This is a genomic window from Qipengyuania sp. L-5Y (assembly GCF_056859455.1).
This window is the reverse complement of sequence record NZ_JBSXOM010000032.1, coordinates 395,625-416,859: the sequence shown is the minus strand read 5'-3', so window position 1 is coordinate 416,859 and position 21,235 is coordinate 395,625. Positions and strand designations below refer to the sequence as shown.

The following is a 21,235-nucleotide window of genomic DNA, read 5'->3' as shown; positions in this document are numbered from 1 at the left end:
CACGCGTCCGGCCTAGGAGCCCGGAGCGTGGAGATACGGGGAGAATACCGATGTTCCATGTTACCGAGAGGCTGCTGCTGCGGCCTGCCTGGCCCGAAGATGCCGATGCACTTTTGCGCGCGATTGCCGACGAAGGCGTCGTCCGCAACCTTGCCAGCGCGCCCTGGCCCTATCTCCCCCGACATGCGCACGAATTCGTGATGCGCAACACAGATCCCTTCTATACGCGTTTCCTGATCACCCTGCCGACGCCGTCAGGGTCGGAGATCGTCGGATGCATCGGCATGGATCCGGACGAGAACGGCCAGACCGAACTGGGATACTGGATTGCGCAGCCATACTGGGGGCGCGGTTTCGCCACCGAAGCGGCCCGCGGCGTGCTGGAGGTTGCGCGGCTGCTGGGCCACCAGCGAATCGAGGCGGGCCATTTCACCGACAATCCGGCGTCGGGCCGCGTTTTGCGCAAGATCGGCTTCGTGCCGACCGGCAAGATCGTTCCGCGCCACAGCAGGGGGCGGGGTAGCGACGCGCCATGCGCGCTTTACCGGCTGCATTTGTCCAATGAGACGCTGATGCCGCTGCAAGCGGCCTGACCGAACGGAAAAGGCCCCGCGATCATCTCGCGGGGCCTTTCTTCCAGCAGGTCTTGGGCGGGATTTTATTCCGCGGGCATCAGGGCGTCGGAAAATTCGCCCTCGTAAACATTGATCAGGGCGCGATCGTCGTGATCCCACGGATGGAAGCCCGGTTTGAAGTAGGCGAGCCATGCCGGGAATATGCGCCGCACGACGCCGGGGCTGACGGTCAGATATTTGAACAGGCCCCAGCGGGCTTTCCAGCCGGTGATGCCATCCTGTTTGAGCAGGGCGAGTGAATCGGCCCAGCGATTCTTGAAGAACCGGACGGTCACGCTGAGCATGACGATGCTGCGCACACGCCAGCGCTTGCCGTCGCTCCAGTCCTTTGTCGCGTGATTCCAGGTATCGAAGGCAACGCCCTTGTGCTCGATTTCCTCGACCGCGTGCCAGCGCCACATGTCGCGCACTTCCGGATCGGAATCGGCGAAATGCTGTGGATTGGCCAGGAATTCGGCGGCCATCATGGCGGTGTAGTGTTCGAGCGCCATGGTCACCGCCAGATTGGCGATGGCGGGACGATCCTTGGTCAGCGCGAGCAGTTCGGCCACGCGCTTGTCGATGCCCTTGATATCGTAGCCGTGATCTTCGGCCAGACGATTGAAGGCGATATGTTCGCGGGTGTGGTTGATTTCCTGCTTCACGAAGGCGCGAATTTCGGCCTCGAGCTTGGGATCGGCCCCATCGCGATGGGCCTTCACCGCTTCGATGAAGAAGGCTTCGCCGCGAGGGAAGGTGGCCGACAGGGCATTGTGCCAGGCGGTGCCGAACGCATCGCCGGCCCACCACCTGCGCGGTGTCGAATCGCGATTGAAGCGTTCGTCGCGGACGGTGATGGTAAGGTCTTCCGGCGTGGGCGCGGCATTGCGGACGTCGGGGGAAATGGAAACGGGGGCGTTCATGGAAAGCTCCGTGGGGTTAACTGACATGAATGTAAGTAAGTCCTACTGACATTACTGTCAATAACATGCGGTTAACGGGTTTCCCACTTGCGATGAATGGGATAGTTCGTGGGACATATGGCGACGCGTAAACGACTTTCTCCAGAAGAATCGCGCCTGGCTGCGCTGGAGGCGGCCCGGGGCCTGCTCATCGAAACTGGCCCGCAATCGGTCACGCTGAAGGCGGTGGGCGCCCGCATCGGCCGCACCCATGCCAATCTGCTGCACCATTTCGGATCGGCCGCCGGCCTGCAGAAGGCGCTTGCGGGGCATCTGGCGGGCACGGTGTGCGACACGATCATCGATGCCGTGCGGGCGAGCCGGGCAGGGCTGGGCAGCCCGCGCGAAGTGGTCGATCTGGCATTCGATGCCTTCGACAAGGAAGGCGCAGGCGCGCTGGCCAGCTGGATGATCCTGACCGGCAATGAAGATGCGCTGACGCCGATCGTGGAAACCATTCACCAGTTGGTCGACGAAATCGCACCGGGTGAGGCCGCTCATGGCGCGGCGCCGATGCAGGTCCATGAAGAAACGCTGGCGCTGGTACTGATGGCGATGGGCGATGCGCTGATCGGCAAGGCGCTGTCGCGGTCGCTGGGGCTTCCGGAAACTGCCGCACGCGACAGGGCGGAGCGGATGCTGGTCCGCTCGATGGAGCTTACTCTTCCGCAGGGGTGAGCCCGGGGCGCATCCATTCCGGGGCCAGCGCGGGGTCGATATCGGCAACGCGCAAGTGATCGACGGCAAACCCGTGCGCAGGATATTCCGCCTTGCGCCGCTTTTCATCAGACTGATCCAGCGGCACGACAACCAGCCGCCGGTTCACCTTGCTGCGCCAGTTCATGCGCGCGGTGTTTTCCTGACCGATGTAGCAGCCTTTGGCAAAGCTGACGCCGTGGAGTTCGACGGCATTGGTTTCGAGCCAGAGGATATCGCCAAGTTCCGCGCTGCCTTCGGGCACGCCCATGGCGAGGCGATGCGCCTGCCAGGCGTCGTCAGCAGCTTCATCGCTATCTTCTGCAGGAGTGAGCCAGCGCTGGCCAAGCGCACCCAGCCGCGGATCCGTCGCCGCGCCGTCGCCCATCTCCGGGCGCCAGTGGACACCGAGATGCGGATCGACGGCAATCGCGATCTTGCGACGCAAACGGTAGAGCGACAGACGCTTCGCCAGATCCTCCGCCACACCCGCTTCGCAATCGATCAGCAATTCGCCTGCCGGACCCGGCCACACGATGAAATCGAAGAGGGTCTTGCCCTGGGGCGTCAGCAGACCGGCATAGGCGGGAAGGGTCCCGGCGATGTCGTTTGTCACGAGACCCTGGAGGAAGGACGCGACGTTTTCCTCCGCATCGTCGGTCGACAGGCGGATCACGGCACGGTTCATCAGTCGAGTGGCAGTCATGGGTGACAGATAGGCCGCCCGCCGCCATAGGCAACCACATGGTCGAATCGCTGACAATCCGCCGCCCCGACGACTGGCACCTGCATTTCCGCGATGGCGATACCATGCGTGCCGTAGTGCCGCATACCGCCCGCCAGTTCGCGCGCGCGATCGTGATGCCGAACCTTGCCCCGCCGGTGACCACCACCGCGCTCGCTTCGGCATACCGCGAGCGGATTCTGGATGCAGTGCCCGACGGCACCGATTTCACCCCGCTGATGACCGCATATCTCACCGACGAAACCGACGCCGACGATCTGGCTGGCGGCCACGCGGACGGCGTCTTGACCGCAGCCAAGCTCTATCCCGCAGGCGCGACGACCAATTCGGCGCACGGGGTGACCGATGTGCGCAATATCATGGGCGTTCTCGAACGGATGGCGGAGATCGGCATGCCGCTATGCGTTCATGGCGAAGTGACCACGCCGGACATCGATATCTTCGACCGGGAGGCGGTGTTCATCGACCGCGTGCTCCAGCCGCTGGTCGACCGGATGCCGCAGTTGAAGGTGATCTTCGAACACATCACTACCATGCAGGCGGTGAGTTTCGTCGAAAGCGCGGGCCCCAATGTCGCTGCGACGATCACGCCGCAACACCTCCACATCAATCGCAACGACATTCTGGTCGGGGGCATCCGCCCGCATATGTACTGTCTGCCCGTGGCAAAGCGCGAGCAACACAGGCTGGCGCTGCGCGGAGCTGCGACAAGTGGATCGGCGAAATACTTTCTCGGTACCGACAGTGCGCCGCACTACCGTCACGACAAGGAAAGCGACTGTGGCTGCGCAGGCATTTTCAATGCCCCGTTCGCACTGGAAAGCTACATTCAGGTATTCGACGACGAAGATGCACTCGGGAATTTCGAAGCCTTCGCCAGCCTGAACGGGCCGAACTTCTATGGCATGGCGCCCAACGAGGAGCGCATCACTCTGGAGAAGGCTCCGGTCGATGTCCCTCGAGAAGTAGACGGCGGAGCAGCGCCGATCGTGCCCTTCAACGCGGGGGAAACACTTGCCTGGCGGCTTGTTTCCTAGACCTCGCCACCAGATCCCAGACGAATATCGCCGCTGCCAGCCAGATGCAGGCGAAGCAGGCAATTTCAGCCGGATGAAGCGGCTTGTCGAAGACGGTCAGCCCCAGAATGAAGACGATACTGGGCGCAAGGAACTGGATGAAGCCGAGCATCGAATAGGGCAGCTTGCGAGCCGCGATTGCGAACATCAGCAGAGGAACGGCGGTTAATACGCCGCCCAGCATGATGGAAAGGCTCAGCTCGGTCGAGACCGCGAAGGACGAACCCTGCGTCTGGGCATAATACCAAACGACGCCGATCGAGGGGAGCAGGAGCAGAAGCGATTCGATGGTCAGGCCGGGGACCGATCCCACCACGACGCGCTTCCGGATCAAGCCATAGGTACCGAAGGTGAGCGCCAGAGTGAGGCTGATCCATAGAGTCGTCACCGCGCCGGCCGCGAGAAGCGATACACCGACGGCTGCTATGCCGACTGCGAGCCATTGCGGCCGTGTGAGCCGTTCGCCGAGCAGTGCGGTGCCAAGCAGAACGTTGACGAGCGGATTTATGTAATAGCCAAGGCTTGCCGCATAGACTTCGCCTGTCTGGATTGCCCAGACATACACCACCCAGTTTACGGCGATCAGCGACGCGCTGAGGGCGAGCCAGCCGACCGTGCGGCGATTACCGAGCGCCGCGCGCAGTTCGCCCCCCTGCTTTCGGAACAGTGCGATGAGCAGACAGAGCGGCAACGTCCAGATAATGCGCCAGCCAACGAATTCGAACGCTGGCACGGTCTGCACAAGAATCAGGTAAAGTGGCAGGAAGCCCCAGATAATATAGGCGCCGAACGCCGCTGCCAGACCCTTTCGGTCATGCTGAGAAGGGCCACCTGCATCCATCGGGCCGCGCTAGGCGGCTTGCAAACTGCCCGCAAGCCTCAATTCGTCACCGGCAGAAACTCGGTTCGTCGAAAATTTCAAATCTGACAGCGGTGTTGCATCCCGTTCAGGTTAACCCCTCTAAAAATTAACGACATCGCCGGAGCCCCCCTCCGTCCGTTGGAAGAGAAAAGGAAAAAAGCCATGTCGAAACTTTTCAAGACCGCCACCATGGCCATTGCCGCTTCGGGCCTCGCATTCGCCATGCCAGCCAGTGCTGCACCGGCCCTCCATGCAAATCCTAACGCGCATGCTGCTGTGACCGGCGACATGACGTTCGAACACCAGCGCGACCACCGCTATCGCGATCGCGACTACCGCGATCATCGCGGCCGCGACTATCGTGACCGTCACTATCGCGGCAACCAATCGCGCCCCTATTACATGGGTTACGACCGCAATTACGGTCAGCCCGTTCGTTCGAACACCCGCGTCTGGCGCGGTAACGACAACCGCTATTATTGCCGCCGCGACGATGGCACCACGGGTCTGCTGGTGGGTGCTGGCGTAGGCGCACTGCTCGGTCACGAAGTGGCCGGACGCGGTGACCGTACCATCGGTGCGCTTCTGGGCGGCGCGGCTGGCGCATTGCTCGGCCGTACGATCGATCGCTCCAGCACCCGCTGCGGTTAAGCACTTCTCGAGTTCCGGCCGCGCCCACCCGTGGCCGGAAACCACGGTTCCCACCGAGCCGTGAGGGCGTCGTCCGAACCCCGAAAAGGGGGCGGGCGGCGCCCTTTTCCGTCAGGCAGCGGGCTGTCCCGCAATGGTGCATGCATCCGCATCGGACTGGAACGGGTGCGGGTTCAGGCGTTAGTCGATCAATGCTTTAAAGCCGAAAGGTCCATTGATGAAACGTCGCCTGCTTGCCTCCGTTCTGCCGTTTGTCCTCATCGCCGGGTGCGGTGACAAGGGCAATGACAAGGCCGAAGCCGATGCGATGGACCCGGCCAGCGAACAGGCGCTCAATGACGAAATGATGACCGACCCCGATATGGCCGGTCGCAACGAGGCCAATGCTGCCCTTTCCGGTACCGGAAACGCGGCGATCCCCAATATCGACGAATCGGCCAGTGCCGTGGAAGCTGCGCGCGATCGTGCGGGCGAACTGGTTGGCGGGCGCAGCAATATGGTTTTTGCACCGGGGGCCAAGGCGCTTGGCAATAATGCTACGCCGAGCCGGGCCATGGTTGCCGCGGCCAAGGCAGCGGTCGCTCCCGGCGGCGAAAATTGCGGTGAGAAAGTAAATTACACCAGTGCCTGGGCAGCGAAGCTACCACCGGCTTTCCCGGTCTATCCGCGTGCCAATACGCAGGAAGCTGCCGGAACGGATGAAGGCGCCTGCGCCCTACGCATCGTGTCGTTCTTCACCCCCGTCGCGCTGGATGAGGTTCTGGCCTTCTATTACACCCGCGCGAAGGGCGCCGGGTACAGCGCCGAACACGTCACGGCAGCAGGCGACAACATTCTTTCGGGAATGAAAGGTGATGCCGCCTATGTCGTTTATGGCAAGCGGTTGCCCCAGGGTGTGACCCAGATCGACCTGGTCACCACCAACTGATACGGCTCACTCGTTCTTGAGACCCACGCCGATAGTGGCGCGCGGTTGTTCCATCTCATTGCTGGCGACCGGATAGGCGCAATAATCTGCGGCGTAGAATGCCGCCGGGCGATGATTGCCGGACAAGCCAACGCCGCCGAAGGGCGCTGCGGATGAAGCCCCGTTGGTCGGCCGATTCCAATTGACGATCCCGGCGCGAATCTCGCTCCAGAATGTCTCGAAATCTTCCGGCTGACCGCCGATCAGCGAGGCCGAGAGCCCGTAACGCGTGTTGTTGGCTTCCTTGATCGCTTCTTCGAAATCGGGGACGCGAATGACCTGTAGCAAGGGCCCGAACAGTTCGATGTCCGGCCGTTCGTGAATATCGGTAGCGTCCAGGATGGACGGCGAAAGGAACGGCAGACTCTCGTCTGGCCTCTTCATATGCATGATCGGGCGGCCACCGCGGCTCATCAGCGCAACGAAGCTTTCCGAGAGGAGATCGGCCGTGCCATTGTCGATCACGCAGCCCATGAAAGGCTGGGGATCGGCAAACGGTTCGTCGACGATCAGCTTTTCCGCCATTTCCTTCACTGCGGGTACGATCTTGTCGAACATGGAATCGACGACGATTAGCCGACGTGCAGCCGTGCAGCGCTGGCCAGCCGTGGTGAAGGCCGACTGGATGATCGTGGCCGCAGCATCTTCGATCTTCGGCGTGTCGAGCATGACGATGGGATTGTTGCCGCCCATCTCCAGCGCAACGATCTTGCCAGGGTCCGTAGCCAGCTTGCGGTTGATGGCGATGCCCGCACGGGCCGAACCCGTGAACAGAACACCGTCCACCATCCAGTGTTCGACGAGCCCCTGACCAACTTCGACGCCGCCGTGAATGCACTGGATCACATCTTCCGGCACCTTGGCTTCGTGGAAGCAGCGGGTAAGGAATTCGCCCACGGCGGGCGTCTTTTCACTCGGTTTGAAAATCACGACATTGCCGGCAATCAGCGCGGGAATGATGTGTCCGTTCGGCAGATGAGCCGGGAAATTGTAGGGCCCCAGAACCGCCATCACGCCATGCGGCTTGTGGCGTAGCGCCGCCGTTCCCTGAAGCGCGCTATTGAGCTTTTTCTGGCCGGTACGTTCCGCATAGGCGGTAACCGAGATTTCGACCTTGCCGATGACCGCTTCCACTTCGGTCCGCGCTTCCCAGAGCGGCTTGCCGGTTTCACGGGCGATGAGTTCGGCAAATGTTTCGGAATGCTTGCGAACCTGATTGGCAAACCGCCGCATGAGCTCGATCCTGCGACCCAGAGGTTCGCGTGCCCAACTGCGCATCGCCACTCTCGCGCGTTCGACCGTCTCATCGACATTGCCGGATTGTCCGTGCCAGATTTCCCGGCCGGTTGCGGGTTCGGTTGAGACCAGGTCGGTCGCCATCTTGATGTGGTTTTCCTCTATGGGGGCGCGAAGTGGGGCCTAAGTGGGAGGTAACAGGCTCCGCGTCAATTCAAGTCGTCGGCCTGGGGTGGCAAGTGGCCTTGGGGCAGCGGAGGGGCGCCATGCGCGTCGCCCATCCGGCGAAGAGCGGCCACCTTGTCATGAAGGAGTGCCCAGTCATCGTTTTCGGCAATCGCTGCCCAGATGGTTTCGACCTCGTCGATCAGCATCGATTCAGGGCCGTCGCCATGCCAGTAGGAATGGGTGTCGCCGACCGGCTTGAAGCCTTGCATGATCTCGGCCAATGCGCCGGTCGCGCTGCGTCCGCCGCGATGATCGAAGAAGAACTGATCGGGCGCGATACCGCTTTCGGTCATCTGCTTTTCGCAAGCATTCACCAGGCCCGCGTTGGCCTCGGCATCGCGGCTTTCCAGCCCCAGTCGCCAGCACCAGCGTCTGCCGATTGCCTCCATGTAGAGCGGACCGAAGCGCTCCATCGCTGCGATCAGGGGCGGGGCATCGGTAAGGAGACGCAAGGCGACGGCGAACTGGCCGCAGTTCCAATGAAGCGCTTCGGGCTGGCGCCCGAAAGCATAGAGGCCCTGATGATCGAAATAGGCGGCCGTGAAGCCAGGATCCCACTTGGGCAGGAAACGCCATGGGCCATAGTCGAAGCTTTCACCCGAAATGTTCATATTGTCTGTGTTCAGTACGCCGTGGACGAAGCCGGCCACCATCCAGCTGGCGGCGAGATCGGCCATACGTTCGACCACCAGGTGCATCAGGCGCACCGATGGATCGTCGCGGCCCGGAGCATCGGCTGGCGGGGGAGGGCCGGGAAACTGCTCGAGGCAATAATCTACGAGCCGTGCCATGTGCTCGGCTTCTTCCAGGGCAAGCAGACGCTGGAAGGTGCCGATGCGGATATGACCGTGGCTGAGCCGGGTCATGACGGCTGAACGCGTCGGGCTGGGTTCGTCCCCGCGCCACAATTCCTCGCCCGTTTCCACGACGCTGAAGGTCTTGGACGTATAAACGCCAAGGCCTTCGAGCATTTCGGTGGCGAGGATTTCCCTTACCGCGCCTTTCAGGGTGAGCCGACCGTCGCCTGCACGGCTCCATGGTGTCTGGCCCGATCCCTTGGTGCCGAGATCGAGCAGGCGATTTTCTCCATCGCGCATCTGTGCAAACAGAAAACCGCGGCCATCCCCGATTTCCGGATTGTACACGCGAAACTGGTGGCCGTGGTACCGCAGGGCCAGCGGACGGGCGAGATTGTCTGCCAGAGGCTCGAACCGTCCGAAATGATTTTGCCACTGGTCGTCGGTCAACCCGTCCAGTCCGACACCTGCGGCATGCAGGTCATTGCGAAACCGCAGGCGGGTTTTCGGGAAATCGGCAGGCGCGACGGGATCACCCAGCCAATCGGCCAAAGATTCGATCGGCGTGTCGGGGCGATAGCTCACGGCTTGCGGTTCGGCGCGCATGCAGCGATAGTGGGCGGCAAGCCCATCTGTTACAAGGGCACCTGAGACAAGCCACCAAGGTTTTCGCCGCCAGACATGGATAAAAGCTTTACCGACCGCCACTGGCAGAGCGCCGACGGTCTCACCCTGCATTTCCGGGAATATGGCAGTGCCGGCAATCGCCCGCCGGTGATCTGCCTGCACGGCCTGACGCGCAATGCGCGCGATTTCGAAGATCTCGCGCCGCACATTGCGGGGCAGGGCTGGCGTGTGCTGGTCCCTTCGATGCGGGGACGCGGCGACAGCGACTATGCCGAAGATCCGGAGAGCTATCAGGTCGGCACCTACATGCTGGACGTTCTGGCCCTGCTCGATACAGAAGAAATCGGCAGCTTCGTGTCGATCGGGACATCGATGGGCGGGCTGATCACATTGGCACTGGCCGCGGTCCACCCCGATCGCATCAAGGGGGCGGTACTAAACGATGTCGGGCCCTTGCTGGAAACCGCAGGACTCGATGCGATCAAGACATATGTCGGCCAGGGCCGCAGCTTCCCCACCTGGATGCACGCGGCCCGTGCGCTCGAAGAAGTGCATGGCGATGCCTTTCCCGACTACGGAACCGAAGAGTGGATCGCCATGGCCAAGCGCACGCTGACGCTGTGCAACAACGGCCGCATCGCCTTCGATTACGATATGAAAATTGCAGAGCCGATCATGGCTGCGGACGAAGCAGCGGTTCCGCCGGACCTATGGCCGGCATTCGGCGTTCTGGCTGACAGGCCATTGGCGCTGTTGCGCGGCGAGTTGTCGCAGCTCTTGTCGGTACAGGCCTTCGAAGAAATGCAGCGCCGTGCCCCTGGCGCCATTGCTGCCACGGTTCCCGCAGTCGGCCATGCGCCAACGCTGGACGAGCCCGAGGCACGTGCGGCGATCGACGCTTTGTTGGCGCGCTGCGCATGACGCGGGCACGACCGGGCACGGTGCCGCATATCCTGCATCTGCATTCCACCTTTGCGCCCGGCGGCAAGGAACTGCGCACGGTGCAGTTGATCAATGCCCTGGGAAAGAAGGCGCGGCACACGATCGTATCGGGCGAACCGGCGGAGCAGGGCGCTGCGGACCGGATCACGCGAGGTCTGGAAGTCGGCATGCAGCCGGAATTTCCGAGCCTGAAGGGATGGCCCCTGCCGGGCCGGCTGCAGAAGCTGGCCAAGGCCATGAAGGGCTACGATCTCGTCTGTACGTATAATTGGGGCGCGATGGATGCTGCCATGGCGCACACCCTGTTCAAGGATCTGCATGGCCTCCCGCCGCTCATTCACCACGAGGACGGTTTTGACGAAACGGAGCTGAAAAAGCTCAAGCAAAGCAGGACGTGGTATCGCCGCATCGCTTTGGGCAAGGCGTCGGGGCTGGTCGTTCCTTCCGAACGACTGGAAGAAATTGCGCTGGTCGATTGGCAGCAGCCGCTGGGCAGGGTGAAGCGCATCCCCAACGGGGTCGATACCAAAGCCTTCGCAATGCGACCCAAGAAAGACGCTCTCCGTCTGATCAAGCACCCCGGGGAGTTCTGGGTCGGTACACTGGCCGGACTGCGCACGGTCAAGAACCTGCCGCGACTGGTTCGGATCTTTACCGAACTTGATGAAAACTGGCATCTCGTCATCCTTGGCGAGGGCGAGGCGCGCAACGCCATCCTCGCCGAAGCCGATCGATTGCAGATCAATCACCGGGTCCACCTGCCGGGCGCCGTTTCGGACCCGGCACGCGTCGTCGGCCTGTTCGACATCTTCGCACTGTCGAGCGATTCGGAGCAGTTCCCGCTGTCGGTGGTCGAAGCAATGGCGGCCGGACTGCCCGTTGTTGCCCCCGCGGTGGGCGATATTGCGAATATGGTTTCCGACAGAAACGCCGAGTTTATTGCCAGTCCCGGAAACGAGGAGGAACTGGGCGCGGCGCTGGCGAGGCTGGCCGGGTCGAAAGACCTGCGCAAGGAGGTTGGAGAAGCCAATCGAACCAAGGCCGTAGCCGAATTCGACGAAGCGAAGATGATCGCGACCTATCGTCGACTGTATTCCAGTGCGATGAAAATTGATCTCTAAAGCGTTTCAGCCGCGGTTAACCCGGGCGGGGACACGTTTTAGCGACCATTGCCCTTGTCCGCGCCTATCCTTAAAGAGCCGCGCAAACCGATATCTACCGAGATGGAGCCCGGCCCTGTGGCCCTGACACCCAAGAACCAACTGACCCGCCAAGACAAGCGCGCCCAGCAGGATAACGCCCAGCAGGAAGCGCTCATGCGCGAAGTCGACGACGCCGTCCGTCAGGGCGACACCGAAGAATTCCTCAGCAAGTGGGGGAAGCCGCTTTTCGCACTCCTGATCGTCGGCCTTCTGGCATTCGGCGGTTACCTCTTCTGGCAGAGCCGACAGGAAGCTGCGATGGAGCGTAATTCCGAAGCTCTCGTTGCAGCGCTGGATCAGGTCCAGGCCGGCAATGTCGATTCCGCTTACGATCGGCTGGAGGAACTGGCCGCTTCGGACAAAAGCGGGGCAGGCGTTGCCGCGGCAATGATGCGCGCGGGGATTGCCCAGCAGCGCGGCGATGCCGCGGAAGCTTCAACCATTTTCAAAAGCGTGGCTGCAAACGACAAGGCGCCGCCCGCAATGCGCGAGCTTGCCCGTCTGCGCGATGTCACGCTGAATTACGACAAGATGACAAGCGCCGACATCGTCGCCACGCTCAAACCGCTGGCCACGCCCGGCAACGCGTTCTTCGCGAGTGCGGGCGAACTGGTAGCCCACGCCTATCTCGATCAGGGAAAGCGTGCCGAAGCGGGTGCCTTGTTCGCGCAGATCGCGAAAGACGAAAACAGCCCTGAATCAGCGCGTTCGCGCGCGCGGCAGATGGCCGGAGTTCTGGGCGTCGATGCGATCGAAGATGTCGATGCATTGCTCGAAGCCCAGGGAATCGGACGCGATAATCCTGAAGGCGCCGGCCCCTCGGTAGAAACCGAATAGGAACGCCCTGGCTTTGCCGAATACTGACGAAACGAGGAAACAGATGAACTGCAGCAATATTTCGCGCACCGCGCTTGTCGCAGCACTGGCCATCGGCCTCGGGGCTTGCAGCGGCGGGCTTTTCGGCGGCGGCGACGGCAAGAAGGTCACGCCCACGATGGGTGAACGCCAGCCGATCCTCTCGCGCATCGAAACCGGCGCGAAGGTCGATCCGGCGCTGGCGGACGTGTCGGTGGTTCTCCCTCCTGCGCGGGTCAACGAAACCTGGGCGCAGGCCGGGGGCAATGCGGCCAAATCTTACGGGCATCTGGCGCTGGCCGATACACCAAGCCGGCTCTTCAGCGTCAATGTCGAAGGGGCCAGTCAGCGCCGCCGTCTCGGCGCATCGCCGGTGATCGGTGACGGCATGATGTTCGTGGTCGGCGGGGACGGCGCTCTGACCGCTTTCGACGCCCAGACGGGTGCGCGGCGCTGGGGCTATAATCCTGGGGTCGCCAACAATCTCAAACCGTCCGCATTCGGCGGTGGTGCAAGCTACGACGACGGCAAGATCTACATGACCGACGGTGTCGGCGATGTGGTCGCGCTGAACGCCTCCGATGGTTCGGTAATCTGGAAGGTAAAGCCGTCCGGCCCGCTGCGCGGTTCGCCAACCGTAGCCTTCGGTTCCATCTTCGTCATGACTCAGGATAACCAGATATTCGCCCTGAACGCCACGAATGGCGAGGTTCAGTGGCAGGAATCGGGATCATCCACTCAGGCCGGGGTCTTCGGCGTCGCCGCACCTGCGGCAGGGCAGGGTACGGTTATCGCCGGTTACAGTTCGGGCGAACTCATTGCTCACCGCTACGAAAATGGCCGTACATTGTGGGCGGATGCTCTGGCGCTCACGTCGATCTCGACGCAGGTCGGATCGCTCACCGACATCGATGCCGACCCGATCATCGACAACGGCCGCGTCTATGCGCTTGGCCAGGGTGGCCGGATGGCTGCCTATGAATTGGTCAGCGGGCAACGGATTTGGGAGCTCAATCTCGCGGGCATTTCCACGCCTGCCATCGCAGGCGAATGGCTGTTCACTCTTACCGACGATGCCCGTCTGCTGGCGATCGCCCGCTCCACCGGCAAGGTGCGGTGGCTGACCCAGCTGCCGCGCTGGCGGAACGAGAAGAAGAAGGAAGATCCGATCTTCTGGTCCGGTCCGGTCCTTGCCGGCAACAATCTGTGGGCGGTCAATTCCGAAGGCAAGGTGTACCGTATCAGCACCGGCGAAGGTGCAGCGTCCGAATTCACGGACCTGAAGGAGCCGGTATCGCTGGCGCCGGTCGTTGCGAACAACACGCTTTACATTCTTGACGATAGCGGACGGATTACCGCCTTTCGCTGATTTTACTGCTACCGTGACCCGTGTGTTAACCAATGAAGGCTAACGAGCGAGGGTCATGACTGCGATAGCGCCAGCACCACCCACCCGGCCGAAGAGCGACGTCTCCTCGGCCGTGGGGTTGGTGGGGCTTGCAGGGCTGCTTGCCTGGGTCGTATTCGCCCGATCCTTTCCGGACATCGCCGAGGCTTTCGATCTGGCCGTCCCTCGCGAGACATTGGGCGGCCCCAATTCCGCATTGGTCGGCTTGCTGGCGGCCGCGCTGCCCATGGCGGCGTGGTCCGTTCTGATCGACAAGGTTCATCGACGCCCTTCGACCGGGCTCGACTGGTCGCTGGTACGCAGCCGAAAGCCGGATCGCGGTGTAACGCTGGTCAAACTGGCCGGGTTATGGGCGACATGGGCCATCATCGCCTGTCTGTATTGTCTGTGCCGGTGGTATTGGGACGGTCAGTATGTCTTTTCTATACAAGTGCTTGCTTACGCCGCCCTTCCGCTTGTGGTGCTGTCTCTGCCGTACATCTTCTGGATTGACCGCGCGCTCGTAAAGCAACGCGATCACACTTGGCATTTCGGCGCCCTTTTGCTGATGCGGCCCGGCTGGAACGTGGAAGAAATCAAGAGGCACTGGCGCGCGTGGATTATCAAGGCCTTCTTTACCGCCTTCATGATTTCGATCATTCCGTTCGCTTTCCGCACGGTCGTGACGACGGACATCGCGGAAGTCATGGCGCGGCCGGAACGGATGGTGCTGACGGCTATCGAAGCGATGTTCATGATCGATGTGATGATCGGCACGGTTGGCTACATCGTCACGATGCGACCGCTCGATGCACATATCCGGTCAGGCAATCCCCTGCTAGCAGGATGGGTCGCCGCACTGATCTGCTACCCACCCCTGGTGTGGGGAATTCTGGGTGACGGCAGGGCGATCAATTACGAACAGAACGCGGCAGGTTGGCTCCACTGGCTTGCAGGCCACGATACACTGATCGCCGTGTGGGGCGGGGTGCTGGTCCTGCTGACGGGCATTTATGCCTGGGCCACCTTTGCTTTCGGGCTTCGGTTTTCCAATCTCACCTATCGCGGCGTGCTGACGAACGGCCCCTATCGCTTCACGCGCCATCCTGCCTATCTGTCGAAGAACCTCTTCTGGTGGTGTTCCGTCCTGCCGTTTCTCGTCACCACCGGTTCGCCGGTTGAGGCGATACGCAACAGTTTCTTTCTGCTGGTCGTGAACGGAATCTACTTCTGGCGCGCCAAGACGGAGGAGGCGCATCTCCTGGCCGAAGATCCGAAGTATCGGGAATATTACGCGTGGATGGCGCATAACGGCCTGATAACCGCGCCGCTGACCAAATTGTGGAACCGCTTCAGGCCGCGCCCCGCGATTTCGGTGGAAGCGGCCCGATAATTATCCGAGCGGCTGGCCGTCGTCGGTCTGGTACATACGCAGATCGCGCTTTTCCGGCGGGTTGGCTGCCATCACCTGACGGAACTGTTCCATATGGGCAGATTTGCCATGCGCATCCAGCGCCTGCTGATCGCGCCACCGTTCGAAAAGGACCAGCGTATCGGGGTCTGCAAGATCGCTGGCGAAGCTGTAATCGATGCACCCGTCCTCTGCGCGGCTGGCGCGCACCATTTCGACCAGTGCCTTGCGCGTTGCGGCGTCGAGCGGACGACCCAGCTTAATCATTCCGTTGATCTGGATCATTGCCGTTCTCCCAGGCTTGTCAGAAGCTGTATTTGTAAACGCGGCTGATGTCTTCGCCCCATTCACCATGATAGCGGTTCAGCAGGACCTGAGCCGGCACTCTGCCGCTGGCCACGATTTCGTCCAGCGTTTCCAGGAAGCCCGTTTCATTATCGCCGGACGAGTTGAGGCGCGCCCGCTTGGCAAGACCGGATAGGGCAATGGGAAGCACCTGCTTTGCAAGGTCGCGCAATGTGCCACCGCCCGGGATCGGCGCGTCGAGCGCCAGTTTGGGCACGGCATTGCGCAGGTCTTCCCGTTCTTCCACGGTCCAGTCCTTGACGAGATCCCATGCCGCATCGAGCGAGCTCTGTTCATAGAGCAGGCCCACCCAGAATGCGGGGAGGGCACAGATCCGGCTCCACGGGCCGCCATCGGCGCCGCGCATTTCCAGGAAGCTCTTGAGGCGGACTTCGGGAAATGCGGTCGAGAGGTGATCCCACCAGTCGCTCTGCGTCGGCTTTTCGCCCGGCAGAACCGACAGCTTGCCGTCGAGGAAATCGCGGAAACTGAGGCCGGCGGCATCGATGTATTTCCCATCACGGAAGACGAAATACATCGGCACGTCGAGCATGTAATCTACCCAGCGTTCGTAACCGAAGCCGTCTTCGAACACGAAGGGCAGCATGCCGGTACGATGCGGATCGGTATCGCTCCAGATATGGCTGCGATAGGACAGGTACCCGTTGGGCTTGCCTTCGGTGAAGGGCGAATTGGCAAACAGTGCTGTGGCAAGCGGCTGGAGGGCCAGGCTGGTGCGAAACTTGTGCGCCATGTCCGCCTCGCTCGAATAATCGAGGTTTACCTGGATGGTGCAGGTACGCAGCATCATGTCGAGGCCGAGGCTGCCGACGCGCGGCATGTGCCGAAGCATGATGTCGTAGCGGCCCTTGGGCATGATCGGCAGATCTTCGCGCGTCTTGTCGGGCCACATGCCGAGGCCGAGGAAGCCGACACCGAACCGTTCGCCGACTTGTTTGACCTGATCGAGATGGCGCCCAGTTTCAGCACAAGTTTCGTGAAGGTTTTCGAGCGGAGCGCCGGACAGTTCGAGCTGACCTGCCGGTTCGAGGCTTACGGTCCCGTCGTCGCCGCGCATGGCGATGACCTTGCCGCCTTCTTCGACGGGCTCCCACCCGAACTCCCGCAAACTCAGCAGGATATCCCGAATACCTCCGGGCTCGTCATATGACGGCGCCTTGAACGTCTTGCGACAGTAGACGAGCTTTTCATGCTCCGTACCGATCCGCCAGGCGTCTTTCGGTTTCTCCCCACCGGCCATCGGCGCAACGAGCTGGTCGCGCGATTCGATGATGGGATCTTCACTGCTGGAGGTGTCGCGCGTGCTCATGCTGGTTGCGATAGGAAACCGAACCTTGCGTGGAAAGGAAATTATTCTTCGCCGAGCCAGTCACCTGCCTCGGCCATCCAGACCGATATTCCCGCAATGGCTGCCGTCTCGCCGCGCAGGATGCGCGGGCCCAGGCTGATCGCCACAGACGCTGGATGCGCACGGATGGCAGCGCGTTCCGCATCGTCGAAGCCGCCTTCCGGACCGACCAGCAAGGCAGCGGGGCCTTCGGCGTAGCAAAAGGCATCGGCAGCCGCTTCGCCGCCTTCCTCGTCGGCGAAGTACAGGTGCCGTTCCTGCGGCCAGTCACGCAGCAGCGCCTCCAGCTTCGTGACGGGAGCGATTTCGGGCAGCGCCGTACGGGCGCATTGTTCGGCCGCTTCTGTGACGATCGTATCGGCACGCTCGGGATTCAGCTTGTCCGCCACGCACCGTCGCGTGACGATCGGCGCAATGCGGGCGACCCCCAGCTCGGTCGCCTTTTCGAGCACGATGTCGAACCGGTCTTTCTTCAGCAGAGCCGCGCAAAGCCAGAAATCCGGCACCGGCTCGCGCGGGCGCAGATGGTCGGTGGGTTGAAGCAGGACATGCCGTTTGCCGGTCTCAACCACTTCTGCCGCCCATTCACCGCTGATATCGTCGCATAAAATCACGGCGTCGCCTGACGAAACGCGCATGACCTTTGCAAGGTAGTGCGCCTGATTGCCTTCGACCTGCACAGGCTGTTTCGACGACAGTTCCTGTTCGACGAAAAGGCGAGGAGCGGATTTGGGCGGCCATTCTGGTGTTGCGGGCATGGCTTTGCAGGTGGCACGCCTGCGGTTAGGGAGCAAGCGATGAGCGAAACCGCCAACATAGATGTCGTACCCGACAGCGAACATCGCGGCATTGTCGCGAGACTGCCGCAAGTGCCGCGCGATCTTGCGCAATTGGCGCGTTTCGATCGGCCGATCGGCTGGTGGCTGCTCTTCTGGCCCTGCGCCTGGGGCGTGTGGCTGACGGGGGCGGGTTGGCAATTGGAACTCGTCGCCTGGCTCCTTCTCGGGAGCATCGCCATGCGCGGCGCAGGCTGCGTATACAACGACATCGTCGATGCGGATCTGGATCGCAAGGTGGCCCGCACCGCTGCCCGGCCCGTGGCGAGCGGGCGCATTTCGAAGAAACTGGCATGGGGCTGGCTGTGCGCTCTGGGCGCTGTCGGACTGCTGGTGCTGCTGCAACTGCGCCCGATCGCGCAGGGCGTGGCACTTGCCAGTGTCCTGCTGGTGGCGGCATATCCGTTCATGAAGCGCATCACATGGTGGCCGCAGGCCTGGCTGGGGATGGTGTTCACCTGGGGACTGCTGGTCGGCTGGACACAGTTGCGCGCCGACAATCTCGACGCGCTGGCCGCCATGTACGCCGGCGCGGCGCTGTGGGTCATCGGATATGACACGATCTATGCCATGCAGGATCGCGAAGACGATGCGCTTGTCGGCATTCGGTCTTCCGCCTTGCGTATGGGTACCAAAGTGCGCGGCGGGGTAGCATTCTGCTACGCTGCGGCCGTGGCGCTTTGGGCGCTGGCCTTCTGGCTCTACCGGGCAGACTGGGTTGCCCTGCTGGCGCTCCTGCCAGCAGCGGGACATCTCCTCTGGCAGGTTGCAACGCTCGACGGAGAGGCGCCGGGCAATCCGCTGGATCGCTTCCGCGCCAATCGGTGGACCGGCGCGCTCGTCGCTGCCGCGTGCTTCGTCGTAGGCAATGCCTGATGTGCAATCTCTACCGCATGACCAAGGGCAGGGACGAGGTCGCCAGATTGTTCAGGGCGGTAAACGATCTGAGCGGCGCAAATTTCGGCGAAGAGGTATTTCCCGGCTATCCCGGTGCCGTGGTGGCCGAAGGCACGCTCAGCCAGATGACCTGGGGGTTTCCTCTCATCCTAAAGGGCAAGAATGGTCAGCCATTGAAGCCCAGGCCGGTCAACAACACGCGCACCGACAAGCTCGACAGTTTCTTCTGGCGCTACAGCTTCGAAGAGCGGCGCTGCCTTATCCCCGTTACCGCCTGGGCCGAAGCCGAAGGCCCAAAAGGGGGCAAGACCCGCACCTGGCTGTCGCGTCCGGACGCGGACCTTTTCGCCGTAGCGGGCGTATGGCGCGACAGCGACGAATGGGGGCGTTGCTATTCCATGGTCATGACCGATGCGGCGGCCGCAGCTGCCGACCTTCACACGCGAATGCCCGTGCTGCTGCGAGAGGAAGAGTGGCCCGTGTGGATCGACGGTTCGCCCGCGGATGCGCGCGCCTTGTGCGAGCCGTGGTCGGGCGATCTGATTATCGACCGGACCGATCAGCCATGGGCCGGAGAGCCAACGGCCATGCAGCGGCTCCTGTAACGCCCATGCGCATTGCCCTGTTCGAACCCGAGATTGCGGGCAATGTCGGCAACGTCATGCGCCTCGGCGCATGCATGGGCGCAGGCATCGACCTGATCGAACCGCTTGGATTCCACTGGGACGACAGGCGGGTTCGCCGCGCCGCCATGGATTACATCGATCACGTCGAGATTATTCGCCACGCGGACTTCTCCGCATTCCGGAAAGCGCGCGCGGGTGCTCGTATTGTCCTCTTCACAACCCGCGCGACCCAGTCCTCTTACGATTTTTCCTATCGCCCTGACGACGTCCTGCTGTTCGGCAAGGAAAGCGCAGGCGTGACCGATGCCGTGCGCGCAGTGGTGGATGCGAGCGTGCGATTGCCGATGCGGGCGGAGGTCCGATCGCTCAATCTCGCCACAAGTGCGGGCATGGCTCTGGGCGAGGCGCTGCGGCAGACACAAGGCCTGCCCGGATGAATCCTTGCCGTGGACAACTCCCGCGCGAGAATTGAGCGACTCGGCAAGGCATTCTTAACCTTGCTGGCATGACCGACACCTTCGCCGCTCTTTCGGATCCAACGCGTCGGCTCCTGCTCGATCGGCTGAGCGAGAAGGGGGGCTTGACGCTCTCTGCTCTGGCCGAAGATCTGCCGATGACGCGGCAGGCGGTGGCCAAGCACCTCGCCGTGCTCGAAGCGGCCGAACTGGTCGCTACCGAGCGCGACGGGCGCTGCAAGCGGCACTATCTCAATCCGATGCCACTGGCGAAAATGGCCCGCCGATGGCTCGGCCGGTTCGAGGATGTTCCTCTGGCCGCGATGGCTGGATTTCACGGCGCACCGGGTGCGGTTCAGGTGGCGCGAACATAGGCTCCCTGGGGAGCAGCTCATTCATAGCTGACCACCTCGAATTCGATCCCGTCCCAATCGAAGAAGTAGAACCGCCGGCCCGGTTCGTAATCGTCGTGGCCGAACGGTTTGAGCCCGTAGAACGTCACGACTTTCTCCGCCGCGTCGAGATCGTCGACAGTGAACGCCACGTGATTGAGCGGATTGCCCTTCGCAAAGTCGCCGGTCACGTGATCGCCTGTGTAGAGGGCAATGTAGTCGTGCTTCTCACCCACATGGATCGAGCGTCCACCCATCTTGGACTCGCCGCGCCAGCGTTCTTCCCAGCCGAGCAGATCGATGAGCAGCGCGGCGCTGCGGTCGGGATCCGTGACCGATATATTCGTGTGTTCAAGACGTCCGATGGGCATTGTGCATCTCCTTTTTGGCAGGCGCCCGAGCAGGGTTCGGACAAATGCCTGCGGTTTCGATGCACACCCTATGCAACCTCAAGCTTACTTGAGGTCAAGCTTCAATTCGCCTATCAGAGAAATCGATGAATCCGAACGATCTGCTCACCATCGGCGACCTTGCGCGTCGGACCGGTCTCACACCCTCGGCGATACGCTTTTACGAAGACAAAGGGCTTCTCCAGTCGCACCGTACCGGCGGTAACCAGCGGCGCTTCCTGCGCAGCGATATCCGGCGGCTGAGCTTCATTCTCATCGTGCAGAAGCTCGGCCTGTCGCTCGAAGAGATAGGCGAGCATCTGCGTAGCCTACCGCAGGGCCGGACACCGTCGAGCTTCGACTGGTGGAAGATCAGCGAGGCCATTCGTGAGAGCCTCGACCGCAGGATCGCCCAGCTGCAGTCGCTGCGCGACAATCTCGATGGCTGTATCGGATGCGGTTGCCTGAGCCTGAAGACCTGCAAGCTGTACAACCCCGACGACGTTGCTGCCGAGGGCGGACCGGGGCCGCGGGTTCTGCGGTAAAGCCGGCAAAGCCGTCAGCCGCATTGATTCCCGGCACAACCGAAGGTATCAAATCCACGCGGAGACCACGTTCCCGCCTCTGACATTCAAGACCGGGACGGCCCGGCGATTTCAGGAGGCTGT

24 protein-coding genes are annotated in these 21,235 nt (G+C 62.1%); 15 read left to right on the top strand and 9 right to left on the bottom strand.

Annotated features, from left to right (window positions below; translation table 11 throughout):
- Nucleotides 1-50: 50 nt before the first annotated feature.
- Nucleotides 51-593 (top strand): GNAT family N-acetyltransferase, encoded by a 543-nt coding sequence (locus AC13F2_RS15675; protein WP_482964900.1) that lies wholly within the window; start codon nucleotides 51-53, stop codon nucleotides 591-593.
- 65 nt (nucleotides 594-658) lie between these two features.
- On the opposite strand, the gene AC13F2_RS15670 is transcribed toward AC13F2_RS15675, so the two are convergent.
- Complete coding sequence (locus tag AC13F2_RS15670; protein ID WP_196845815.1) at nucleotides 659-1,537, bottom strand: metal-dependent hydrolase; 879 nt, start codon at nucleotides 1,535-1,537, stop codon at nucleotides 659-661.
- Nucleotides 1,538-1,654: 117 nt separating this feature from the next.
- Between AC13F2_RS15670 and AC13F2_RS15665 the strand changes: the two genes are divergently transcribed.
- Complete coding sequence (locus AC13F2_RS15665) at nucleotides 1,655-2,254, top strand: TetR/AcrR family transcriptional regulator (protein WP_221598561.1); 600 nt, start codon at nucleotides 1,655-1,657, stop codon at nucleotides 2,252-2,254.
- Here the strand turns inward: AC13F2_RS15665 and ygfZ are convergent.
- The gene (ygfZ, locus tag AC13F2_RS15660) at nucleotides 2,235-2,978 is read right to left on the bottom strand and encodes a CAF17-like 4Fe-4S cluster assembly/insertion protein YgfZ (protein WP_482964901.1); all 744 of its coding nucleotides are present in this window, start codon (nucleotides 2,976-2,978) and stop codon (nucleotides 2,235-2,237) included. The two genes, AC13F2_RS15665 and ygfZ, sit on opposite strands and share 20 nt — an antisense overlap.
- Nucleotides 2,979-3,016: 38 nt before the next feature.
- Here ygfZ and pyrC point away from each other — a divergent pair, with 38 nt between their 5' ends.
- Nucleotides 3,017-4,054 carry a dihydroorotase gene (gene pyrC / locus AC13F2_RS15655; protein WP_482964902.1) on the top strand — a complete coding sequence of 346 codons (1,038 nt, stop codon included), beginning with the start codon at nucleotides 3,017-3,019 and terminating at the stop codon, nucleotides 4,052-4,054.
- On the opposite strand, the gene rarD is transcribed toward pyrC, so the two are convergent.
- Complete coding sequence (gene rarD / locus AC13F2_RS15650) at nucleotides 4,014-4,934, bottom strand: EamA family transporter RarD (protein ID WP_221598558.1); 921 nt, start codon at nucleotides 4,932-4,934, stop codon at nucleotides 4,014-4,016. The two genes, pyrC and rarD, sit on opposite strands and share 41 nt — an antisense overlap.
- A 183-nt stretch (nucleotides 4,935-5,117) precedes the next feature.
- Between rarD and AC13F2_RS15645 the strand changes: the two genes are divergently transcribed.
- Nucleotides 5,118-5,606 carry a glycine zipper 2TM domain-containing protein gene (locus AC13F2_RS15645; RefSeq protein WP_301641425.1) on the top strand — a complete coding sequence of 163 codons (489 nt, stop codon included), beginning with the start codon at nucleotides 5,118-5,120 and terminating at the stop codon, nucleotides 5,604-5,606.
- Nucleotides 5,607-5,823: 217 nt separating this feature from the next.
- Nucleotides 5,824-6,534, top strand: a complete 711-nt coding sequence (locus tag AC13F2_RS15640) for a hypothetical protein (RefSeq protein ID WP_482964903.1) — start codon at nucleotides 5,824-5,826, stop codon at nucleotides 6,532-6,534.
- Between the two features lie 6 nt (nucleotides 6,535-6,540).
- On the opposite strand, the gene astD is transcribed toward AC13F2_RS15640, so the two are convergent.
- Nucleotides 6,541-7,953, bottom strand: a complete 1,413-nt coding sequence (astD, locus tag AC13F2_RS15635) for a succinylglutamate-semialdehyde dehydrogenase (protein WP_397491154.1) — start codon at nucleotides 7,951-7,953, stop codon at nucleotides 6,541-6,543.
- Between the two features lie 65 nt (nucleotides 7,954-8,018).
- Nucleotides 8,019-9,440, bottom strand: coding sequence for a protein adenylyltransferase SelO family protein (locus AC13F2_RS15630; protein WP_482964904.1), 1,422 nt, complete (start codon nucleotides 9,438-9,440; stop codon nucleotides 8,019-8,021).
- Nucleotides 9,441-9,515: 75 nt separating this feature from the next.
- Here AC13F2_RS15630 and AC13F2_RS15625 point away from each other — a divergent pair, with 75 nt between their 5' ends.
- The 5 genes from AC13F2_RS15625 to AC13F2_RS15605 all read left to right on the top strand — a co-directional run bounded on the left by AC13F2_RS15625 (nucleotide 9,516) and on the right by AC13F2_RS15605 (nucleotide 15,240).
- Nucleotides 9,516-10,382, top strand: a complete 867-nt coding sequence (locus AC13F2_RS15625) for an alpha/beta fold hydrolase (protein ID WP_482964905.1) — start codon at nucleotides 9,516-9,518, stop codon at nucleotides 10,380-10,382.
- On the top strand, nucleotides 10,379-11,524 hold the full coding sequence (locus AC13F2_RS15620; RefSeq protein ID WP_482964906.1) for a glycosyltransferase family 4 protein: 1,146 nt from the start codon (nucleotides 10,379-10,381) through the stop codon (nucleotides 11,522-11,524). Before AC13F2_RS15625 ends, AC13F2_RS15620 begins: the two co-directional genes overlap by 4 nt.
- Before the next feature lie 117 nt (nucleotides 11,525-11,641).
- On the top strand, nucleotides 11,642-12,442 hold the full coding sequence (locus AC13F2_RS15615; protein WP_482964907.1) for a tetratricopeptide repeat protein: 801 nt from the start codon (nucleotides 11,642-11,644) through the stop codon (nucleotides 12,440-12,442).
- A gap of 43 nt (nucleotides 12,443-12,485) precedes the next feature.
- Nucleotides 12,486-13,829 carry an outer membrane protein assembly factor BamB family protein gene (locus tag AC13F2_RS15610; protein WP_103024374.1) on the top strand — a complete coding sequence of 448 codons (1,344 nt, stop codon included), beginning with the start codon at nucleotides 12,486-12,488 and terminating at the stop codon, nucleotides 13,827-13,829.
- A 55-nt stretch (nucleotides 13,830-13,884) separates the two neighbouring features.
- Nucleotides 13,885-15,240: a methyltransferase family protein gene (locus tag AC13F2_RS15605; protein WP_482964908.1), complete on the top strand. Its 1,356-nt coding sequence runs from the start codon at nucleotides 13,885-13,887 to the stop codon at nucleotides 15,238-15,240.
- Here AC13F2_RS15605 and AC13F2_RS15600 read toward each other — a convergent pair whose 3' ends face one another.
- The 3 genes from AC13F2_RS15600 to AC13F2_RS15590 are packed head-to-tail and all read right to left on the bottom strand — an operon-like array spanning nucleotide 15,241 to nucleotide 17,730.
- On the bottom strand, nucleotides 15,241-15,543 hold the full coding sequence (locus AC13F2_RS15600; protein ID WP_103024376.1) for a putative quinol monooxygenase: 303 nt from the start codon (nucleotides 15,541-15,543) through the stop codon (nucleotides 15,241-15,243).
- Between the two features lie 19 nt (nucleotides 15,544-15,562).
- A complete protein-coding gene (locus AC13F2_RS15595) occupies nucleotides 15,563-16,933 on the bottom strand; it encodes a glutamate--cysteine ligase (protein ID WP_482964909.1) in 1,371 nt (456 codons plus the stop codon).
- A gap of 41 nt (nucleotides 16,934-16,974) precedes the next feature.
- The gene (locus tag AC13F2_RS15590) at nucleotides 16,975-17,730 is read right to left on the bottom strand and encodes a 16S rRNA (uracil(1498)-N(3))-methyltransferase (protein WP_482964910.1); all 756 of its coding nucleotides are present in this window, start codon (nucleotides 17,728-17,730) and stop codon (nucleotides 16,975-16,977) included.
- 39 nt (nucleotides 17,731-17,769) lie between these two features.
- Here AC13F2_RS15590 and ubiA point away from each other — a divergent pair, with 39 nt between their 5' ends.
- The 4 genes from ubiA to AC13F2_RS15570 all read left to right on the top strand — a co-directional run bounded on the left by ubiA (nucleotide 17,770) and on the right by AC13F2_RS15570 (nucleotide 20,160).
- The gene (ubiA, locus tag AC13F2_RS15585; protein ID WP_482964911.1) at nucleotides 17,770-18,684 is read left to right on the top strand and encodes a 4-hydroxybenzoate octaprenyltransferase; all 915 of its coding nucleotides are present in this window, start codon (nucleotides 17,770-17,772) and stop codon (nucleotides 18,682-18,684) included.
- A complete protein-coding gene (locus AC13F2_RS15580; protein WP_482964912.1) occupies nucleotides 18,684-19,310 on the top strand; it encodes an SOS response-associated peptidase in 627 nt (208 codons plus the stop codon). Before ubiA ends, AC13F2_RS15580 begins: the two co-directional genes overlap by 1 nt.
- Before the next feature lie 5 nt (nucleotides 19,311-19,315).
- Entirely contained in the window at nucleotides 19,316-19,768 is a 453-nt protein-coding gene (locus AC13F2_RS15575) for a tRNA (cytidine(34)-2'-O)-methyltransferase (RefSeq protein WP_222829001.1), read from the top strand.
- A gap of 68 nt (nucleotides 19,769-19,836) precedes the next feature.
- Entirely contained in the window at nucleotides 19,837-20,160 is a 324-nt protein-coding gene (locus AC13F2_RS15570) for an ArsR/SmtB family transcription factor (RefSeq protein WP_103024382.1), read from the top strand.
- Between the two features lie 17 nt (nucleotides 20,161-20,177).
- On the opposite strand, the gene AC13F2_RS15565 is transcribed toward AC13F2_RS15570, so the two are convergent.
- Nucleotides 20,178-20,549, bottom strand: coding sequence for a VOC family protein (locus AC13F2_RS15565; RefSeq protein ID WP_221598547.1), 372 nt, complete (start codon nucleotides 20,547-20,549; stop codon nucleotides 20,178-20,180).
- A 125-nt stretch (nucleotides 20,550-20,674) separates the two neighbouring features.
- Here AC13F2_RS15565 and soxR point away from each other — a divergent pair, with 125 nt between their 5' ends.
- Nucleotides 20,675-21,112 carry a redox-sensitive transcriptional activator SoxR gene (gene soxR, locus AC13F2_RS15560; RefSeq protein WP_103024384.1) on the top strand — a complete coding sequence of 146 codons (438 nt, stop codon included), beginning with the start codon at nucleotides 20,675-20,677 and terminating at the stop codon, nucleotides 21,110-21,112.
- Nucleotides 21,113-21,235: the final 123 nt, after the last annotated feature.

Excerpts from the sequence above, each read along its gene's own strand:
- AC13F2_RS15675 (WP_482964900.1), top strand. The coding sequence starts at position 51 with ATGTTCCATGTTACCGAGAGGCTGCTGCTGCGGCCTGCCTGGCCCGAA.
- AC13F2_RS15670 (WP_196845815.1), bottom strand. The coding sequence starts at position 1,537 with ATGAACGCCCCCGTTTCCATTTCCCCCGACGTCCGCAATGCCGCGCCC.
- AC13F2_RS15665 (WP_221598561.1), top strand. The coding sequence starts at position 1,655 with ATGGCGACGCGTAAACGACTTTCTCCAGAAGAATCGCGCCTGGCTGCG.
- ygfZ (WP_482964901.1), bottom strand. The coding sequence starts at position 2,978 with ATGACTGCCACTCGACTGATGAACCGTGCCGTGATCCGCCTGTCGACC.
- pyrC (WP_482964902.1), top strand. The coding sequence starts at position 3,017 with ATGGTCGAATCGCTGACAATCCGCCGCCCCGACGACTGGCACCTGCAT.
- rarD (WP_221598558.1), bottom strand. The coding sequence starts at position 4,934 with ATGGATGCAGGTGGCCCTTCTCAGCATGACCGAAAGGGTCTGGCAGCG.
- AC13F2_RS15645 (WP_301641425.1), top strand. The coding sequence starts at position 5,118 with ATGTCGAAACTTTTCAAGACCGCCACCATGGCCATTGCCGCTTCGGGC.
- AC13F2_RS15640 (WP_482964903.1), top strand. The coding sequence starts at position 5,824 with ATGAAACGTCGCCTGCTTGCCTCCGTTCTGCCGTTTGTCCTCATCGCC.
- astD (WP_397491154.1), bottom strand. The coding sequence starts at position 7,953 with ATGGCGACCGACCTGGTCTCAACCGAACCCGCAACCGGCCGGGAAATC.
- AC13F2_RS15630 (WP_482964904.1), bottom strand. The coding sequence starts at position 9,440 with ATGCGCGCCGAACCGCAAGCCGTGAGCTATCGCCCCGACACGCCGATC.
- AC13F2_RS15625 (WP_482964905.1), top strand. The coding sequence starts at position 9,516 with ATGGATAAAAGCTTTACCGACCGCCACTGGCAGAGCGCCGACGGTCTC.
- AC13F2_RS15620 (WP_482964906.1), top strand. The coding sequence starts at position 10,379 with ATGACGCGGGCACGACCGGGCACGGTGCCGCATATCCTGCATCTGCAT.
- AC13F2_RS15610 (WP_103024374.1), top strand. The coding sequence starts at position 12,486 with ATGAACTGCAGCAATATTTCGCGCACCGCGCTTGTCGCAGCACTGGCC.
- AC13F2_RS15605 (WP_482964908.1), top strand. The coding sequence starts at position 13,885 with ATGACTGCGATAGCGCCAGCACCACCCACCCGGCCGAAGAGCGACGTC.
- AC13F2_RS15600 (WP_103024376.1), bottom strand. The coding sequence starts at position 15,543 with ATGATCCAGATCAACGGAATGATTAAGCTGGGTCGTCCGCTCGACGCC.
- AC13F2_RS15595 (WP_482964909.1), bottom strand. The coding sequence starts at position 16,933 with ATGAGCACGCGCGACACCTCCAGCAGTGAAGATCCCATCATCGAATCG.
- AC13F2_RS15590 (WP_482964910.1), bottom strand. The coding sequence starts at position 17,730 with ATGCCCGCAACACCAGAATGGCCGCCCAAATCCGCTCCTCGCCTTTTC.
- ubiA (WP_482964911.1), top strand. The coding sequence starts at position 17,770 with ATGAGCGAAACCGCCAACATAGATGTCGTACCCGACAGCGAACATCGC.
- AC13F2_RS15580 (WP_482964912.1), top strand. The coding sequence starts at position 18,684 with ATGTGCAATCTCTACCGCATGACCAAGGGCAGGGACGAGGTCGCCAGA.
- AC13F2_RS15575 (WP_222829001.1), top strand. The coding sequence starts at position 19,316 with ATGCGCATTGCCCTGTTCGAACCCGAGATTGCGGGCAATGTCGGCAAC.
- AC13F2_RS15570 (WP_103024382.1), top strand. The coding sequence starts at position 19,837 with ATGACCGACACCTTCGCCGCTCTTTCGGATCCAACGCGTCGGCTCCTG.
- AC13F2_RS15565 (WP_221598547.1), bottom strand. The coding sequence starts at position 20,549 with ATGCCCATCGGACGTCTTGAACACACGAATATATCGGTCACGGATCCC.
- soxR (WP_103024384.1), top strand. The coding sequence starts at position 20,675 with ATGAATCCGAACGATCTGCTCACCATCGGCGACCTTGCGCGTCGGACC.